General features: G+C 34.1%; 17 protein-coding genes. 12 read left to right on the top strand and 5 right to left on the bottom strand.

Features of this window, described 5'->3' with window-relative positions; genetic code table 11:
• Positions 1 to 7: 7 nt before the first annotated feature.
• From PQ463_RS01430 to guaA, 4 genes are all read right to left on the bottom strand, one after another.
• Positions 8 to 409: an OsmC family protein gene (locus PQ463_RS01430; RefSeq protein ID WP_111378679.1), complete on the bottom strand. Its 402-nt coding sequence runs from the start codon at positions 407 to 409 to the stop codon at positions 8 to 10.
• On the bottom strand, positions 409 to 2,481 hold the full coding sequence (locus PQ463_RS01425) for a PBP1 and LysM peptidoglycan-binding domain-containing protein (RefSeq protein WP_274255963.1): 2,073 nt from the start codon (positions 2,479 to 2,481) through the stop codon (positions 409 to 411). The genes PQ463_RS01430 and PQ463_RS01425 overlap by 1 nt, the downstream gene beginning before the upstream one ends.
• 94 nt (positions 2,482 to 2,575) lie before the next feature.
• Positions 2,576 to 4,489 (bottom strand): LysM peptidoglycan-binding domain-containing protein, encoded by a 1,914-nt coding sequence (locus PQ463_RS01420; protein WP_274255962.1) that lies wholly within the window; start codon positions 4,487 to 4,489, stop codon positions 2,576 to 2,578.
• A 63-nt stretch (positions 4,490 to 4,552) separates the two neighbouring features.
• On the bottom strand, positions 4,553 to 6,082 hold the full coding sequence (gene guaA, locus PQ463_RS01415) for a glutamine-hydrolyzing GMP synthase (RefSeq protein WP_026729125.1): 1,530 nt from the start codon (positions 6,080 to 6,082) through the stop codon (positions 4,553 to 4,555).
• A gap of 237 nt (positions 6,083 to 6,319) precedes the next feature.
• Here guaA and PQ463_RS01410 point away from each other — a divergent pair, with 237 nt between their 5' ends.
• Positions 6,320 to 6,847: a hypothetical protein gene (locus PQ463_RS01410; protein ID WP_274255961.1), complete on the top strand. Its 528-nt coding sequence runs from the start codon at positions 6,320 to 6,322 to the stop codon at positions 6,845 to 6,847.
• A gap of 185 nt (positions 6,848 to 7,032) precedes the next feature.
• On the opposite strand, the gene PQ463_RS01405 is transcribed toward PQ463_RS01410, so the two are convergent.
• Entirely contained in the window at positions 7,033 to 7,746 is a 714-nt protein-coding gene (locus PQ463_RS01405; protein WP_274255960.1) for a hypothetical protein, read from the bottom strand.
• A 295-nt stretch (positions 7,747 to 8,041) separates the two neighbouring features.
• On the opposite strand from PQ463_RS01405, the gene PQ463_RS01400 reads away from it, so the two are divergent.
• The 11 genes from PQ463_RS01400 (at position 8,042) to aqpZ (ending at position 17,623) form a co-directional block, all read left to right on the top strand.
• On the top strand, positions 8,042 to 8,968 hold the full coding sequence (locus PQ463_RS01400; protein WP_274255959.1) for a DnaJ C-terminal domain-containing protein: 927 nt from the start codon (positions 8,042 to 8,044) through the stop codon (positions 8,966 to 8,968).
• On the top strand, positions 8,965 to 9,270 hold the full coding sequence (locus PQ463_RS01395) for a chaperone modulator CbpM (RefSeq protein WP_274255957.1): 306 nt from the start codon (positions 8,965 to 8,967) through the stop codon (positions 9,268 to 9,270). Before PQ463_RS01400 ends, PQ463_RS01395 begins: the two co-directional genes overlap by 4 nt.
• Before the next feature lie 151 nt (positions 9,271 to 9,421).
• Positions 9,422 to 9,802, top strand: a complete 381-nt coding sequence (locus PQ463_RS01390) for a RidA family protein (protein ID WP_274255956.1) — start codon at positions 9,422 to 9,424, stop codon at positions 9,800 to 9,802.
• A 150-nt stretch (positions 9,803 to 9,952) separates the two neighbouring features.
• Complete coding sequence (locus PQ463_RS01385) at positions 9,953 to 11,197, top strand: voltage-gated chloride channel family protein (protein WP_274255955.1); 1,245 nt, start codon at positions 9,953 to 9,955, stop codon at positions 11,195 to 11,197.
• Positions 11,198 to 11,398: 201 nt separating this feature from the next.
• Entirely contained in the window at positions 11,399 to 12,403 is a 1,005-nt protein-coding gene (locus tag PQ463_RS01380; RefSeq protein ID WP_274255954.1) for a DHH family phosphoesterase, read from the top strand.
• An 8-nt stretch (positions 12,404 to 12,411) separates the two neighbouring features.
• The gene (gldI, locus tag PQ463_RS01375) at positions 12,412 to 13,068 is read left to right on the top strand and encodes a gliding motility-associated peptidyl-prolyl isomerase GldI (protein WP_274255953.1); all 657 of its coding nucleotides are present in this window, start codon (positions 12,412 to 12,414) and stop codon (positions 13,066 to 13,068) included.
• 15 nt (positions 13,069 to 13,083) lie between these two features.
• Positions 13,084 to 14,160, top strand: coding sequence for a peptidylprolyl isomerase (locus PQ463_RS01370; RefSeq protein WP_274255952.1), 1,077 nt, complete (start codon positions 13,084 to 13,086; stop codon positions 14,158 to 14,160).
• Between the two features lie 30 nt (positions 14,161 to 14,190).
• Positions 14,191 to 15,321: a peptidylprolyl isomerase gene (locus PQ463_RS01365; protein WP_274255951.1), complete on the top strand. Its 1,131-nt coding sequence runs from the start codon at positions 14,191 to 14,193 to the stop codon at positions 15,319 to 15,321.
• A gap of 222 nt (positions 15,322 to 15,543) precedes the next feature.
• The gene (locus PQ463_RS01360; protein ID WP_274255950.1) at positions 15,544 to 16,446 is read left to right on the top strand and encodes an EamA family transporter; all 903 of its coding nucleotides are present in this window, start codon (positions 15,544 to 15,546) and stop codon (positions 16,444 to 16,446) included.
• 87 nt (positions 16,447 to 16,533) lie between these two features.
• Positions 16,534 to 16,890 carry a DoxX family protein gene (locus PQ463_RS01355; RefSeq protein WP_274255949.1) on the top strand — a complete coding sequence of 119 codons (357 nt, stop codon included), beginning with the start codon at positions 16,534 to 16,536 and terminating at the stop codon, positions 16,888 to 16,890.
• Between the two features lie 25 nt (positions 16,891 to 16,915).
• Entirely contained in the window at positions 16,916 to 17,623 is a 708-nt protein-coding gene (gene aqpZ / locus PQ463_RS01350; RefSeq protein WP_111424007.1) for an aquaporin Z, read from the top strand.
• Positions 17,624 to 17,645 lie beyond the last annotated feature (22 nt).

Below are 17,645 nucleotides of genomic sequence, written 5' to 3'. Positions count from 1 at the left end.
TAAAAAACTAATTCCAGTTGAAAGTAATTTTCTTTTCTATTTCACTGCTTAAACTTAGAAATACTGGGCAAGTCATTGCTGCACGTTCCAAAATAGTTTTGCTTTTTTCATCAGCATTGCTTTTCATTTGAAACACAATTTCGATTGCTCCAATTCTTCTTGGCTCTGCATTCATAATTTTAGTTACTTCTGCTGTAGAACCCACAAAATCTACTTCTAAATCACGGGCTTTAATTCCCATAATCGTCATCATACAGCTTGCTAATGCGTTTGCTACAGTATCTGTTGGAGAAAATGCTTCTCCTTTTCCGTTATTATCTACTGGTGCGTCAGAAATGATTTCGCTTCCTGACTGCACATGGATTGAACTTGTTCTTAGATCTCCTAAATAGGTTACTTTTGATGTCATTAATTTGCTACTTTTAAAGTTAAGTCAGTATCATAATACAAGATGTAAACACCTTTGTTAGCGTGTCCGCCATCTTCTTTTCTATAATATTGAAATTTATTATCTACTTGCTGAGTCGTCATCAAATCAGCTGTTTCCTGAAATGTTTTTCCTTGCATCAAACGCATCATCGTGTCAAACGTTACATCAAAACCTCTAGTTGCATAAGTGGTCGGATTAGCTTTATTTTTCAAACGATACTGTTTTTCATAAATTAAAACTGGCTGCTCGTCGTTTTCACGAGTAACAGAAGGATACATCAATTTCAGTTTCACCAAATTATCAAAACTAATTTCATCAGTATCTAATGTGCTATTTGGTTCCAAAATTACCAACTGAACCTGACATGTTTTCTGAGAATCTAACAAAGCTTTGATTGTAGCTTTAACCATTGCTGTATTTCCTGTTTCCATTACAACATAATTCATTCGGTTTGGCAATAATAAGCTTTTTAAGTTAGCCACATCTAAACCTCCAGTTTCAGTCAAAGATGCAAACGCAACTCCTTTTTGGTTTTGTTTGATATAATTAATAACCGACTCTTTTTTCTTATCAACAACCGCTATGATATTTCCATTTTTAGAACGCATATAATCAAAAACTGAATTTCTGATGATATCATTTGCAGGTACAGTCTGGTACAAATTGTCAATCGGATTTGCGCCATCTTTTGATAAAGGAGAAATAACTGGCACATTGCTAGAGCGAAGCATATTGGCTGCTACTTCTGCATTATTCTGATAAAACGGCCCAATTACAGCATCTGCATCCTGAAGTTTTGGAACTAAACTTACAATGCTCGAAGTTGTTTTTGTTTCTTGCGAATCATAAATCGCAACATCAATTGGCAGCTTCAATGTTTTTGCCGAATCAATCGCCATCAAAGCTCCAGAATAAAAATCTAAAGTCATATTTAAGAACTTGTCGTTTTTAATTCTATTAGTTTTTCCAGATGTGTCACTTTGCACTTTTGCCATATTAAAAGGAAGCAATAAAACTACTTTTTTACGCTCGTTAACACCTCTTTTTTTGGTTAATTCTACAATTTCTACATTTTCGTTTTCCGTTGATTTTACTTTATCAACAATCTTAATTCCGCCACCAGTACTTTCTACTGGTTTGTTTACTGAAGAATCTGCTGGCTTTTCAGTAGGAACTTGAGCCGCTATAATTGGTGCAGGAGCTATGTATCCAGCAGGAACTTTCAGAACCATTCCTTCTTTTACCCCTTCAGAAAGTGACGGATTTAATGCTACTAATTCGTCTTGTGATAAATGAAAAACTCTTCCTAAACTATAAAACGTTTCTTTTGGTTTTACCTGATACTCCATATAAGTCACCGCTTTTTTTGAAGATTCAGCTGGTTTCTTATTTTCAGCAGGCTTTGCTGTTTCTGTTGCAACATGTTCAGTCTTTGGAGCTGTTCCTTTTATGGTCAATCTATAGCCAACTGGCAAACTGTTAACAATATCCGGATTGCGTTTTTCCAATTCGTCAACAGTCATATCATACTGTTTTGCAATTCCAAATTTTGTTTCTTTTGGCTGAACATCATGATACACATATTTCTCAGCACCTTTTTCTTTAGCAGGTTTAGCAGCTGTTTTTGGAGCAGATCCTTTTGCAGGAATAACCAATTTCTGTCCAATCTGAACACCTGTTTTTTCTAAAAACGGATTTGCGGCTTTTAAAGCTTCATCAGAGATTCCGTATTTTTTCTCAATGCTGTAAAAGGTTTCTTTTGGCTGTACTTCATGAATAATTTCTTTTCCAGAAGCTACAGCTGTTTTAGTTTCAGAAACTTCTTTTTTTGCCTCTCCAGTTGTCGGAATCAACAATACTGTATTTGGACTTAATCCTGTTCTGGCATCTGGATTCAGCTTATAAATATCATAAGGCGTAACCTTAAATTTTTGAGCAATCTGATTAATAGTTTCACCGCTTGACACTTTATATTTCACCACTTTTTCCTGAGAAAAAGCACTTGAACTGATAAAGAATACAAGAGACAATAATGTTAAATAGTATTTCATAATATGGCTTAAAACAATTTAATTTCTAATTTAAAAATATCTCACAGATTTATCCAAAAGCAAAATTCGAGCCGTTTGTTATTTCATTCAAAAATCATCTCAAATCGATTTCTACTTTGGCAATTATAATTTCTTTATATAACTCATCTTCTTCTTTTTTCTTGCATTTATAAAGCACTTCTTCCATGTTTTCGAATTTATCGCTGTAAACATAGTACGAAAGACTGTTAATATTGAAAAAGAAACTAGCGTTAAAATCACCAGAATCAATGAGTTTCATAATAAGCTTATCTCGGTCAACTGCGCCTGTAAATATACCCAAAACTAAGTAATACCCATTCGAAACTTCTCTAAGATTATCATAAACTTCTACTTTTACTGTTTTGTCAGGTCGTAACGGATTGTCTTTCAATTCTTGTTTCATTTCTTCCAGCGAAATTGTTTTTGAATTTTCGACAGTATTATTCTTTTTCTGTTTTTTGACCGCTTCGTCCTGATATTTTTTCAGTTTCACCAAAGCCAATTTATCATCAAACTTTCGAGCTTCCATGCTGTAATAGGAAGCTTTGCTGATGTGTCTTTTTACTTCAATTTTTTTCTGATTATCAAGCGAATCAATTTTTGCAATCAAAAGTTGATTCTTTTCATCTCCTTTTTTCTGGTCTTCTTTATAGCGATTAATTTCCTCTAAAGACAAGCGTTGCTGTAAAGGTTCTGTATTGGCCTTTTTCTCGTTTTCGCGGATTTTCTTCTTATACTCCTGATTTTCTTCAACCGCAATTTTCTCTACTTTATTCATCAATCCGGCATAAACTTTTCTGTTTTCTGCCAACTCTTTTTTCAGTTGAGATGATAATTCATTGGTTTTATTAATTCCCTCAGAAGATTGTTTTTCTAATCTTTTAGATTCTTCAACATTCAAAATATCCATTCGCTTCAATTCTTTCAAATCATCATTCATTGAATTGACAAGTGAATCTAATTTTGCCATTAAAACATCCTGTACATTTTTATTGGCTTCTAAAACCAGACGCAGTTTTTCAACCGAGTTTTCTTTAGAACCATTCATATCGTTCAAATTCACTTTCAAATCATTAATCTTTATAATTTTCTGATTCATTTCTTTCTGAACAACCAAACGATCTTTTAAATCTTCAATTTCGACTGTTTTGGCTTTTGTTTTTTCAACTACAACCTGTTTTTCCGCCAAAGCCAGCATTAATTCTTCGCTTTCATTTGTTGGTTTTATTGCTGCGGTATTGATGGCTAATTTATTTCCAACGATTAATCCGTTTACAATTTCAGGATTCTGAGATTCTAATTGATCAATTGAGATTCCGTATTTTTTAGCAATTGAAAATTTGGTTTCTTTTGGTTCAACCACATGAAAAACCGTTTCCTGATTGATGACACGAACCCTTCCGTCTAAAGTTTTTCTCTTGTTCGGAATTGAAATGGTCTGGCCAATCTGTAATCCATTAATTAAAATGTCTTTATTGAGGTTTTCTAAGTCCTGAACCGAAACATTGTATTGTCTGGCAATGCTGAACAAAGATTCTTTAGCCATGACTTGATGCGTAGTTTTGGAAGAAACTACATTTTCTTGTTTTGAAGAATGATCCGAATTTTGAGGAATAATCAGTTCTTGACCTATCTGAAGTCCGTTGGCCAAAATTTCCTGATTGGCATTCTGAATAGCTTCTACAGAAACGTGATATTGTTTTGATAAACCAAACAATGTTTCTTTTGGCGCAACAATATGGGGTTGCTGCTTTGAAGTTGTGTTTTCTGAGTGGTGAATTGGAATCTTTAAAACCTGATTGTCTTTGATTCCGTTTTGCGATTCGGGGTTGAGTTTGTAAATCTCGTCGATAGAAACCTTATACTTTTGGGCAATAAAATAAGCGGTTTCACCTTTTTGAATCTTGTGCTCGATAATTGAATCTTGCGCAGTTATTTTGTTAAAAGACAAAATAAAGACAAGAGAAATTGTTAAAAGTTCTCTCATAAATAGTAGGTTATAAAAAATTAAGGCCTTACAAATGTAAGACCTTAATTTTAAATTATACTACTATTCCCACTCAATTGTTGCAGGTGGTTTTGAACTAATATCGTAAACTACACGATTCACGCCTTTTACTTTATTGATGATATCATTAGACACTTTCATCAAGAAATCGTAAGGTAAATGAACCCAGTCAGCAGTCATACCGTCTGTCGATTCTACAGCTCTAAGCGCTACTACTTTTTCGTAAGTACGCTCGTCACCCATAACACCAACACTGTTTACAGGAAGCAAAATTGCTCCAGCCTGCCAAACTTTATCGTATAATCCCCAAGATTTTAATCCTTCAATAAATACAGAATCTACATCTTGTAAAATTCTAACTTTCTCTGGAGTAATATCTCCTAAAATTCTAATTGATAATCCTGGTCCTGGGAAAGGGTGTCTTCCTAATAATTCAGGATCTATTCCTAATGTAGCTCCTACTCTTCTCACTTCATCTTTGAAAAGCATTCTAAGCGGTTCTACAATTTTTAATTTCATATAATCTGGCAATCCACCAACGTTGTGGTGTGATTTAATAGTTGCAGATGGTCCTTTTACCGAAACAGACTCGATAACGTCTGGGTAAATTGTTCCTTGAGCTAACCATTTTACGTCTTCTAATAAGTGCGATTCATCATCAAAAACTTCGATAAATACACGACCGATTGTTTTACGTTTTGTTTCTGGATCACTAATTCCTGCTAATTCACCAAGGAAACGATCTCCAGCATCTACTCCTTTTACATTTAATCCCATTCCTTTGTATTGATCTAATACATTCTGGAATTCGTTTTTACGTAAAAGTCCATTGTTAACGAAGATACAGTATAAGTTTTGTCCTATTGCTTTGTTTAATAAAACTGCTGCTACTGTAGAATCTACTCCTCCAGATAAACCAAGAACCACTTTATCGTTTCCTAATTTTTCTTTTAATTCTGCTACCATTTCGTCAACGAAAGCATTTGGAGTAAAGTTTTGAGGAACTTCAGCAATTTTTACTAAGAAGTTTTCCAACATCTGTTTTCCATCTGTTGAATGGTAAACTTCTGGGTGGTATTGAATTGCATAAGTAGTTTCGCCTTCAATTTTGTAAGCTGCATATTCTACATCATGCGTGCTTGCAAGCTTTACAGCATTTGTTGGAAGCGCTTTGATACTATCGCTATGGCTCATCCAAACTTGGCTATTTTCTGAAACTCCTTCAAAGAAAGTTTCACCTTCTTTAATATAAGACAAGTTTGCTCTTCCGTATTCTCTCGTGTTTGAAGCAGCAACTTCTCCACCACTAAAGTGTGCTAAATATTGTGCTCCGTAACAAACAGCAAGTAAAGGCATTTTACCTCTAATTTGCGATAAATCAGGATGCGGTGCATCTTCTCCTCTAACAGAGAAAGGGCTTCCTCCTAAAATTACGGCTTTATAACTTGATAAATCACTTGGAATGTGATTGTAAGGAAAAATTTCGCAGAATATATTTAATTCGCGAACTCTACGCGCAATAAGCTGAGTATATTGCGATCCGAAATCTAAAATAAGTACGTTGTGTTGCATGCGCAAAAGTACTTTTTATATTCGAAATTCAAAAATCGGAACGGTGAAAAAAAATATTTTTTTTTCACCGAAAGATACTAAGAAACTAAGATGCTAAGATTCTAAGCTTTTTTCTTCGCAAAACTAAAAACTTAAAATCTTAGCATCTTAGTAACTTAGAGACTTAGTATCTTCGCAAAAAAAATCCAAACAACTTAAAAAATCGTATCTAACAAAAACCCAATTTTAAATTTAACTATGAAATCAAAAATTATTGCCCTGACTGTTTTTATGTCGGCTTTTTTATCTTCTTGTAATACGGTCGATGATTTATTGACATTTACTATTTCGAATAACGCTTCGATTAAAATTCAAAGCACTTCACCAATCAATCTGCCTTCGGAAATAATCACTCCAGAAGTTACAACCAATTCTTCGGCTGAGTTTGAAAATAATAAAACAAAAGCTAGTTTGGTAAAAGATGTTAAAATCAGATCACTGAAATTATCCATTACAGATCCGTCTGATAAAACATTTACATTTTTAAAATCGGTTCATTTGTATATCTCAACAGCAAATTCAGAAGAAATCGAATTGGCGTATGCTGACAATATTAATGTATCGAGCAATTCTGTTGATTTGATTTGTACAGATAAAAGATTAGACGATTATATTAAAGCAGATAGTTACAAGATAAGAACTAAAGTAACTTTAAAAGAAACCTTAACGCAAGATGTAACGGTAAAAGCAGAAATGAAGTTTAAGGTAACTGCGGATCCATTCTAAGACACTAAGATACTGAGATTCTAAGTTACTGAGATTCTAAGTTACTGAGATTCTAAGTTACTGAGATTCTACTCAGATTATAAAAAAGGAGATTCTAAAATTAGAATCTCCTTTTCTGTTTATACTTTAAACTTCTAAAAAAACTTAGCAACTTAGAATCTCAGCATCTTAGCATCTTTAAAAAATCACTCCTTAGTCACAACAATAGAAGCCTTAAATCCTGCAGCAAGGTTATCCCAATAATCATTTGTCACTAAATTGCCTTTATCGTCGTAAACTTGTATTTCTGCTGTATTTCCTCCTAGCGAACCAATATTTAGAGCTTCAAAATCTAATTTATTAAAACCTGGAGTAAGGTTTATTTTTACTTGTTGAAAATTAGAATCCAGTAAAATTCTATCGCGAATTACGTAATCATTTGAAGAAACTTTTACCAAATCACCGTCAATTGCTCCGAAATCACGGAACTTGACAATAAAGTATTCTGATTTAGTTTTAAAATCTCCTAGTGAAATATTTCTCTTTACCAAAACACCTCGACCTTCCCTTAAACCAGCATCTTTTAAAGATTTATCCAAATCCTTTTCCATCTTAGCTACATATCTATCGCCTGGATTGGCAAAATCGGTTTCTGTAGACATGGTAAATTTACTTTTCTCTTCTCCAATCTGAAATTTTGATTTCGGAGTTATAGTAGTATTTTCAAAAACATTTGGAGTTTTAATCGCTGGCATATCATTAAATTCTGCCAATGGATCTTTGACTTCAGGAACTGGAGTCTTTTTAGGCTTGGCAGTAAATTTTCCCCCAGGAATAGTTTTGAATTTAGTACTAGACTCAATTTGGGCTGATACTGATATTGCAGTAAAAAATAATATGAAAAATAAAATGTGCTTCATTGAAAAAAGTATTATCGAATCGCCTTTTATAATTAATACAAACCAAAAGTCCAGCTTCACAAAAATAGTATAATTTACTTACTTGCTACAACTTTAGGAGTTTTATAACATTAAATTAAGCTAATTTTTGGAATCAAAAAACCTGCCAAGATTTTTTACTTTGTAAAAAATAAAATTCAAATCTAAAATTTTAAAAATTCCAAAATCCAATATTACAAAAACATTCAGCATTTTGATTATTAACAACTTATTCTTAACTTCAAGACTTTATTTTACCATTTAAAATCTAAAGAAAATGGATTATATCGATTATTACAAAGTATTGGATGTTACCAAATCTGCAACTGAGGCAGACATCAAAAAAGCATATCGAAAACTGGCGAGGAAATATCATCCCGATTTGAATCCGAATGATAAAGAAGCCGAGAAAAAATTCAAGGAAATAAATGAAGCCAACGAAGTTTTAAGCAATCCAGAAAATCGAAAAAAATACGATAAATACGGAAAAGACTGGAAACATGCTGACGAATTTGAAAAAGCGGGTTACGATCCTAATCAGCAGCAAAACAGACAGCAAGGCGGGTATCAATATTCTGAAGGCGATTTCTCTGGTTTTGGAGGCGGAGATTTTTCTGGAAGCGATTTTTCTGAATTCTTCAATTCTATGTATGGCCAAAATGCAGGCAGAAGCAGATCGCAGGCTAAATATAGAGGACAGGATTTTAATGCCGAACTGGAATTAGATCTTAAAGCCGCGTATACAACACACAAACAAAACTTAACGGTAAACGGAAAGAATATCCGAATTACAATTCCTGCTGGTGTAGAAAACGGACAGATTATTAAAATTCCGAATCATGGGGGACCTGGTGTAAATGGTGGACCAAACGGCGATTTATACATCACATTTATAATTTCTAATAATTCAGATTTTAAACGTGAAGGCAATAATTTATATGCCGACGCTCCCATTGATTTGTACACTGCAATTTTAGGCGGAGAAACTTACATCAATACTTTTGACGGAAAAGTAAAAATTAAAGTACCCGCAGAAACTCAGCCGGGAACCAAAGTGAAGCTGAAAGGAAAAGGCTTCCCAGTTTATAAAAAAGAAAATCAGTTTGGCGATTTATACATTACGTACACCATAAAACTTCCAACAAAACTGTCGGATAAAGAAAAAGAGTTATTTGAAGAATTAGCAAAACTAAGAAAGTCATGAAAAATAAAAATTTAATCCAGATCAAACAGTTTTGTATTTACCACGAAATTGAAAATACTTTCATAACCGAACTTAATAATTATGGACTCATACATATTATAACGGAAGAAAACGACGAATATTTAGAACCAGAACAGCTTCCAACGGTTGAAAAAATGATCAGAATGCATTATGATCTCAAAATAAATCTGGAAGGAATTGACGCTATTGCAAACCTTTTGAATAAGATTGAAACCTTGCAGCAAAACTTAAATACGGTACAAAACAAGCTTCGACTGTACGAAGAAAAAGAAACCGAATAAAGATTAATATCACAAAAAGCTTGAATTTCTGAATTGATTTCAAGCTTTTTTTAATCGCTGTCAAAACCATAATTCTTAAATTGCAGCATCTTTAATTAACCTGAATTTGCTTTTAAAACCATACAGACAAATTCGCAAAAATTATAAAAAAATGAAAAGAGAAAACATCTTGACTGGATCTCCGTGGGAAGACAAAATGGGATATTGCCGTGCCGTAAGAATTGGCAATATTGTTGAAGTTTCTGGAACTGTAGCCATTGTTGACGGCGATAAAGTAAAAGCTGATGACGCTTATGCTCAAACGTATAATATTTTGGAACGAGTTGAAAAAGTTTTAGAAGATTTAAATGTGGGAATGAAAGATGTTATTAGAACAAGAATTTTTACAACAGACGTTTCTACTTTCGAAGAAGTGGCAAGAGCGCACTCTTCTTTCTTTAAAGATGTAAAACCAACAACAGGATTTTACGGAATCAGTAAATTGGTTGCTCCAGAATATTTGGTGGAAATAGAATTTACTGCTGTAGTATAATATTTTTTTTGCCACGAATTTCACGGATTTACACTAATTATTTTTTTATGCCACTCCCGATAGCTATCGGGATAATGGATTTAAAATATTTTTTTTCCTTTTAATTCGTGAAAATTGGCGAAATTCGTGGCAAACTTTTAGAATTCATTAATGATTTCCCAAAACCCAAAACAATTCTTATTTTCACTTCCCAAGTGGATTCTTATCTGTGCTTTAATTGGTATACTTTCAGGTTCTGCATCTGCTTTCTTTTTAGTTTCTTTAGAATGGGTTACGCAATTTAGAATGCAGCACAACTGGATTATCTGGCTTTTGCCTTTCGGCGGATTTTTGGTAGGATTGAGTTATTACCATTGGGGAGAATCGGTTGCAAAAGGAAATAATCTTTTACTTGAAGAATACGAAAATCCTAAAAAAGTTATTCCTTTTAAAATGGCTCCTTTAGTCCTTTTAGGAACACTTTTGACACATTTATTTGGAGGATCTGCAGGGCGAGAAGGAACTGCGGTACAAATGGGAGGCGCAATTGCCGATCAATTTACCAAGCTTTTTAATCTTGATAATTCAGAACGTCGAATTTTAATCATTCTCGGAATCAGTGCAGGTTTCGCTTCTGTTTTCGGAACGCCTCTAACAGGAGCTATTTTCGCCTTGGAGGTTTTATATTTCAGTAAAATCAATTTTAAAAGCGTTTTACTTTCTTTTCTAGTGGCTTACGCTGCTTATTTTACTGTAGAATTCTGGGAAATAAAGCATACGCATTACGGCATTCCGGTTGTTCCAGAACTAAGTTTAAATAATATTATTTTTACTCTTATTGTTGGAATTTTATCTGGGTTTGCTGCTTTATTATTTTCTAGAAGTACACATTTTTGGGGTTCTCTTTTTTCAAAAAACATTAAATATCCACCGCTTCGTCCTGTAATTGGCGGTGTAGTTTTAGCTATTGCTATTGCCGGTTTAGGATTTACAAAATTCTCAGGATTAGGTGTTCCTGTTATAGTTGATTCCTTTTCAAATCCAAATCAGTGGTATGACTTTCTGCTTAAAATCTTATTTACAGGTTTTACACTTGGAGCAGGTTTTAAGGGCGGTGAAGTAACTCCTTTATTTTTTGTTGGAGCTACTTTAGGAAGCGCATTATCAACCGTAATCCCAATGCCCATTGCTCTTTTGGCAGGAATCGGATTTGTTGCGGTTTTCTCTGGCGCAACCCACACTCCTATTGCCTGTACCATTATGGGAATGGAATTATTCGGAATTGCTCCTGGAATCTTCATTGCAATTGCCTGCACAATTGCTTATTTCTCTTCAGGTTCTGTTGGAATTTATAAATCTCAGATTGTAAAAGGTGCGAAATATAAATTATACCAAAGGTTAAATACCAATTTTTAAAATTCCAAATTCCAATCTACATAAGTCGTTCCTGCAGAACTTAAATAAAAAAATCCGCGCCAATCAGTGTTTTCGCGATAGCGAATCCGCGTCATCTGTGTTCTAATTTCAAAAGAAAGCCAATCCAGTCCGCTAGCCACTGAGACTTGAATACTAAAATTATTTTCAGCATTACATTAAAAAAATGTAAATTCGCACACTATGAAAATACAAGATATTCAAGCGATTCAATTATTGCTTGCTGCGCCAAAGAAAATCGCGATAATTCCGCACAGAGGACCAGACGGTGATGCCATGGGTTCTACTCTAGCTTTGTACCATTTTTTACTCAAAAATAATCATCAGCCAACCGTTATTTCTCCTAATGATTTTCCTGATTTTTTAGCTTGGCTCCCAGGTTCAGAAACAGTAAAAATCTATGAAAAAGATACTCAAAACTGCATTAAAATATTAGAAGAAGCCGAGCTTATTTTTACGTTAGATTTTAATGCTTTTCATCGCACTGGCGAAATGGAGCATACTCTAGCAAAACTTACAGCTCCATTCATTATGATTGATCATCATGAAAAACCTCATGATTATGCTGCCTATACGTACTCAGACACTTCGTTCGGGTCTACTTGTGAAATGGTTTACAATTTCATTGCCTTTTTAAACAAAAAAGAGGATATTGATAAAACCATTGCAACTTGCATTTATACTGGAATTTTGACTGATTCTGGTTCTTTCCGTTTTCCTGGAACCACTGGAAATACCCATAGAATTATTGCAGAATTGATCGATTTAGGAGTTGAAAACACTCAAATTCCAGTTTTACTATACGATAATAGTTCTTTTAGCCGTTTGCAGTTACTAGGCCGTGCACTTCAAAACATGAAAATTTTCGAAGAGCACAAAACGTCTTACATGACTCTTACACAAGAAGAACTTGATTCATTTAACTATGTAAAAGGTGATACTGAGGGAATTGTAAATTACGGATTAAGCATTCGCGGAATTGTTTTTACAGCTATATTCATTGAAAACAAAGATGAAAAAATAATTAAGATTTCTTTTCGTTCTCAAGGAGGATTTGATGTCAACCAATTTGCAAGAGATCATTTTAACGGAGGTGGACATGTCAATGCAGCAGGCGGAAGATCTGAAGTTTCTATGGAAGAAACAGTAAATAAATTTGAAGATTTAGTCAAAAAACTAAAATTATAACCCAAATCATGAATTACCTAAAACTTAGCATTTATACTTTGCTTTTTACTGTTTTGTTAAGCAGTTGCAAACATCATGAAGAAGCCAGAAGACCTATTTCTAGAGCTTCAGGAACATTCATGAAGAAATCAGCTGACCGAAATAAAAAGTTAGTGGCAAATGAAGAAAGCGTTATTAAAAAAATAATTAAGAGCAATCCGAAAGTAAAATATTATGCCACTCCAAAAGGGTATTGGTTTTGCTATGAAGAAAAAAATGCGGCAGAAACTACAGCACCGAGAAAAGGAGATATTGCTTACTTTAATATGGAAATAAAAGATATTAAAGGCAATAGCATTTACTCTGATTCTGATCTTGGCCCTCAAACCTATTATGTAGACAAGCAAGACATTATGATGGGGTTACGCGACGGAATCAAAAGAATGCATAAAAATGAAACGGTAACGTTTTTGTTTCCATCGCATATGGCATACGGATATCATGGAGACAACAAAAAAATTGGTCCAAATGAATCTTTAATCGTTACGGTTACACTTAGAAATTTTGTTCCAGATCCAACGGCTCAAACAGCAAAACCTGCTACACAATCGCCACAAACCGTAGCACCGAAACCTGCAGTTGCAAAACCTGCAGTACAAGCTAAAAAAGACACATTAACTCAATAAAAACAATATCTTAAAATGAAAAAGAGTATTTTATTATTACTAATAGCTGTAAGCTCATTTTATTCTTGTAAGGACGATCACAGTAATCTGCCAGATGGTTTGTATGCCGATATCGAGACAAACAAAGGTCACATTATTGTAGAACTTGATTACAAAAAAGCACCTATAACTGTGGCTAACTTTGTGACTTTAGCTGAAGGTAAAAATGAGTTTATAACGCACGAAAATCTTAAAAACAAGCCTTTCTTTGATGGTTTAAAATTCCATAGAGTTATTGAAAGTTTCATGATTCAGAGCGGTGACCCATTAGGAACTGGTTCTGGAGATACCGGTTATAAATTTAAAGATGAATTTTCAGATTTAAAATTTGATAAAGCTGGTGTTCTGGCAATGGCAAATAATGGACCTGGTACAAATAGCAGCCAATTTTTCATCACACATGTTGAAACTCCTTGGTTAGACGGGAAACATACTATTTTTGGTCATGTTGTAGGCGCAAAAGATCAGGAAGTAGTAAACAAAGTGATACAAGGCGACAATATTGTTTCGGTAACAATTATCAGAAACGGTGAAGCTGCTAAGAAATTTGATGCTGTAAAAGTATTCCATGATTATTTTGCTGACATCGCAAAAGAACAAAGCAAATACGCTGGCGTTCAAAAAGAAAAAGTGGATTATTATACCGCTTTAAAAGCAAAAGCAACTAAAACTACTAGTGGTTTAGAATATGTAATTACAGAAAAAGGAAGCGGTAAAAAACCTGTTGCAGGAAATCCGATTTACATTCACTACGCTGGTTTTCTTGAAGACGGAACTTTATTTGATGCTAGTATTGAAGAAGTTGCAAAACAATTTGGGAAATATGATCCTGCAAGAGCAACACAAGGAGGCTACCAACCAATTCAATTTCAAGCTGGTAAAAAAGACGGTTTAATTCCTGGTTTTATTGAAGGAGTTGAGCAATTATCTTACGGAGACAAAGCGGTTCTTTTTATTCCATCTCATTTAGCTTATGGAGCAACTGGTGCTGGAGGTGTAATTCCGCCAAACGCTAATATTATTTTCGAAATCCAAATTTCAGATAAACAGTAATCGAATTATAGACTTAAAAATTAAAAAGCAATGAAATTTAAATTTCTATTTTTATTTTGCTTAGCAATCGTAAATATTCAGGCTCAGACGAAAAAACCTGCTGCTAAACCAGCTACCAAACCTACAAGCAAAGTAGCAGCAACAGCAGCAAATCCAGGTGACGGAATTTTTGCTACAATCTCTACTACAAAAGGAGATATCGTGGTTTCTTTAGAATATGTAAAAGCACCTGTAACAGTTGCTAATTTTATCACTTTGGCAGAAGGTAAAAATCCTTATGTAAAAGTAGAGCGTTTAAAAGGCAAACCATTTTATGATGGTTTAAAGTTCCACAGAGTGATTAATGACTTTATGATTCAAGGAGGAGATCCTCAAGGAACTGGAGCTGGAGATCCTGGATATTCTTTTAAAGATGAATTTGTTGGAGAATTAAAATTTGAAAAAGGAGGAGTTTTAGCTATGGCAAATTCTGGTCCTGCAACAAACGGAAGCCAATTCTTCATTACGCACAAAGAAACACCTTGGTTAAACGGAAAACATACAATCTTCGGTCATGTCGTTTCTGGAATGGACAATGTAAATAAAATTGTTCAGGATGATATCATGAATAAAATTACCATTACACGCAAAGGAGCAGCTGCCAAGAAATTTGATGCAGTAAAAATTTTTAGCGATGAAATGAAAAAAGGGGAATTGCAAAAAGAAGAAGCTAAAAAGATAGTGGCTACAAAAGCGGCTTATTTCAAAGACATGAAAGCAAAAGCTACTGCAACTTCTACAGGTTTAAAGTATGTAGTTACTCAAAAAGGTACTGGTGTTAAAAGTGCTGAAGGCTCTACAATCTATTTTCACTATGCAGGTTATTTTGAAGACGGAAGCTTATTTGACAGCAGCATGGCTAAGGTAGCAAAAGCATACGGAAAATATGATGCAAACAGAGATGCTCAAGGTGGTTACAAAGCTTTCCCTTTTACAGTTGGTAAAAAAGAAGGAATGATTCCTGGTTTTCTTGAAGCTCTCGATATGATGACAGACGGAGAAAAAGCAATTTTCTTTCTTCCTTCAAATTTAGCCTATGGTGAAAAAGGTGCTGGTGGCGTAATACCTCCAAATGCAACTCTGATTTTCGAAATTGAAACTTATCAAAATCAGCCTAAGTAATTAGAGAAGAGAATATTTATTCTTTATAAACATAAAAAGCCATCAGATTTTTTTTGATGGCTTTTCTATTTTTCAATACTTCCATTTTTTAAAGAATTCTTAATTTGAGCCTTTAAAAACCAATTTCATTACAATTAAATCACTATTTTCAACATAGTACAATAGAATCCTAAACAAAATAACTTACCTTTGCCGGCTTAATTTTTTAAAAACAGATAATTTATGACGTCGCAAAATAATGTATTAAAAGGTGTTTTTCTTGTTGCTTTGGGAGCAACCACTTACGGAATGTTGGCTACTTTTGTAAAAATGGCTTACTCTGAAGGATACACAACTGCAGAAGTCACAACCTCACAATTTATTTACGGAATTCTAGGAATTCTTCTGATCAATCTTTTTCAGCGTATTAAAAACAAAAATAAACCTGCTGTAAAAGCATCTCGTAAAAATATTTTCAGTTTGATGCTTGCGGGAACTTCATTAGGGATGACCAGCTTATTCTACTATTTGGCTGTAAAATACATTCCTGTTTCTATCGGAATCGTTTTATTGATGCAAACCGTTTGGATGGGGGTTTTACTTGAAATGATTTTAGAAAAAAAACTGCCTTCAAAACAAAAAGTAATTGCTGTATTTATCGTTCTTTTTGGGACCGTTTTGGCTACCAATATCATCAATAATGATATCGAACTAGACTGGAGAGGTTTGGCATGGGGAATGCTTGCCGCAGCTTCATTTACTACCACTATGTTTACTGCAAACAGTGTTGCAACTGAAATTTCATCTGCACAAAGAAGTCTTTATATGCTTTTAGGCGGTGCAATTATTGTATTTTCTTTTGCTTTTGCAACACAAGTAACTGCTTTCAATCTAGAAATCTTCCTAAAATGGGGAATTGTCTTATCACTATTTGGCACTATCATTCCGCCTCTTTTAATGACTGCTGGTTTTCCTTTAACAGGAATTGGTTTGGGGAGTATTGTTTCTGCTCTTGAACTGCCAGTTTCTGTAATGATGGCGTATGTTTTATTAAATGAAAAAGTAATCTTTTCTCAATGGGTTGGCATTGTTTTGATTATTCTAGCGATAATTATTATGAATGTAAATTTCAAGTCAAAAAAATAACTCAAAATACGTAATTTCAAAAAAAGAAGATCTGTAATGCAATAATTGTTAATTTTTTTATAAATTCGTGATAAACAATTAGATATCATGATTCTACCTTGGCATTTATATTTAATGGCTTTCCTTTATATTCTTGCTGGGCTAAATCATTTTAGAAATCCCGGAATGTACGTAAAAATCATTCCGCCCGCATTTAAAAACCCCAAATTAATAAATATTTTAAGTGGTGCCGCTGAGATTATTCTGGGCATCTTTTTACTCCTGCCTTTTTCATCACATTTTGCTGCTTGGGGAATTATGCTATTATTAATTGCTATTTTCCCTGCCAATTTGTACATGTTTCAAAATAAAAAAGCAGGTTTTGGTTTACCAATATGGATTTTATTTGTACGTTTGCCCTTACAATTTGTTTTAATTTATTGGGCTTACCAATATACATTCTAAACATTAACCATTAAATTATTTTATTATGAAAAAATTATTTGCAGAGTTTTTTGGGACTTATTGGCTTGTTTTTGGGGGATGCGGAAGCGCTATTTTTGCTGCTGGAATTCCAGATTTAGGAATTGGATTTGCAGGTGTCGCCTTGGCTTTTGGTTTAACAGTGCTTACAATGGCATACGCTGTTGGACATATTTCTGGCGGTCATTTTAATCCAGCGGTTTCTTTCGGTTTATGGGCTGGCGGAAGATTTTCTGCCAAAGATCTTATTCCATACATCATTGCACAATGTGTTGGGGCTGCTGCTGCTGCTGGAACTTTATACACGATAGCTTCTGGAAAAGCTGGCTTTGTAATAGACAATACAAAAGCTGGTGCCTTTGCATCTAATGGTTTTGGAGCTTTTTCTCCCGATGGTTATTCGTTGCAGTCTGCTTTTATTGCAGAATTTGTGCTTACTTTATTCTTCTTATTAGTGATTTTAGGAGCAACTGATAAATTTGCAAATGGCAGATTTGCTGGAATTGCAATCGGTTTGGCTCTGACTTTAATACACTTAATCAGCATTCCAATTACAAATACTTCTGTAAATCCAGCAAGATCATTGTCTCAAGCTATTTTTGTTGGTGGAGAGCCATTATCTCAGGTTTGGCTGTTTTGGGTCGCTCCTATTCTCGGTGCATTAGCGGCAGGTTTTCTTTATAAAACACTGCTTCAAAATCATGACGAAGCATAATAGCTGAAAAGAAATCAATTTA

Origin of the sequence: Flavobacterium sp. KACC 22763 (assembly GCF_028736155.1) — a bacterium.
GTDB lineage: Bacteria > Bacteroidota > Bacteroidia > Flavobacteriales > Flavobacteriaceae > Flavobacterium.
Note: the sequence above shows the minus strand (reverse complement) of the source record. Positions and strands in the feature narration are given on the sequence as shown.

Bases quoted from the DNA above. Each gene is read 5' to 3' on its own strand.
- gldI (WP_274255953.1), top strand. From the start codon at position 12,412: ATGAATTACCTAAAACTTAGCATTTATACTTTGCTTTTTACTGTTTTG.
- PQ463_RS01385 (WP_274255955.1), top strand. From the start codon at position 9,953: ATGATTTCCCAAAACCCAAAACAATTCTTATTTTCACTTCCCAAGTGG.
- PQ463_RS01365 (WP_274255951.1), top strand. From the start codon at position 14,191: ATGAAATTTAAATTTCTATTTTTATTTTGCTTAGCAATCGTAAATATT.
- PQ463_RS01430 (WP_111378679.1), bottom strand. From the start codon at position 409: ATGACATCAAAAGTAACCTATTTAGGAGATCTAAGAACAAGTTCAATC.
- PQ463_RS01380 (WP_274255954.1), top strand. From the start codon at position 11,399: ATGAAAATACAAGATATTCAAGCGATTCAATTATTGCTTGCTGCGCCA.
- PQ463_RS01360 (WP_274255950.1), top strand. From the start codon at position 15,544: ATGACGTCGCAAAATAATGTATTAAAAGGTGTTTTTCTTGTTGCTTTG.
- PQ463_RS01420 (WP_274255962.1), bottom strand. From the start codon at position 4,489: ATGAGAGAACTTTTAACAATTTCTCTTGTCTTTATTTTGTCTTTTAAC.
- guaA (WP_026729125.1), bottom strand. From the start codon at position 6,082: ATGCAACACAACGTACTTATTTTAGATTTCGGATCGCAATATACTCAG.
- PQ463_RS01390 (WP_274255956.1), top strand. From the start codon at position 9,422: ATGAAAAGAGAAAACATCTTGACTGGATCTCCGTGGGAAGACAAAATG.
- PQ463_RS01355 (WP_274255949.1), top strand. From the start codon at position 16,534: ATGATTCTACCTTGGCATTTATATTTAATGGCTTTCCTTTATATTCTT.
- PQ463_RS01405 (WP_274255960.1), bottom strand. From the start codon at position 7,746: ATGAAGCACATTTTATTTTTCATATTATTTTTTACTGCAATATCAGTA.
- PQ463_RS01400 (WP_274255959.1), top strand. From the start codon at position 8,042: ATGGATTATATCGATTATTACAAAGTATTGGATGTTACCAAATCTGCA.
- PQ463_RS01395 (WP_274255957.1), top strand. From the start codon at position 8,965: ATGAAAAATAAAAATTTAATCCAGATCAAACAGTTTTGTATTTACCAC.
- PQ463_RS01410 (WP_274255961.1), top strand. From the start codon at position 6,320: ATGAAATCAAAAATTATTGCCCTGACTGTTTTTATGTCGGCTTTTTTA.
- PQ463_RS01370 (WP_274255952.1), top strand. From the start codon at position 13,084: ATGAAAAAGAGTATTTTATTATTACTAATAGCTGTAAGCTCATTTTAT.
- aqpZ (WP_111424007.1), top strand. From the start codon at position 16,916: ATGAAAAAATTATTTGCAGAGTTTTTTGGGACTTATTGGCTTGTTTTT.
- PQ463_RS01425 (WP_274255963.1), bottom strand. From the start codon at position 2,481: ATGAAATACTATTTAACATTATTGTCTCTTGTATTCTTTATCAGTTCA.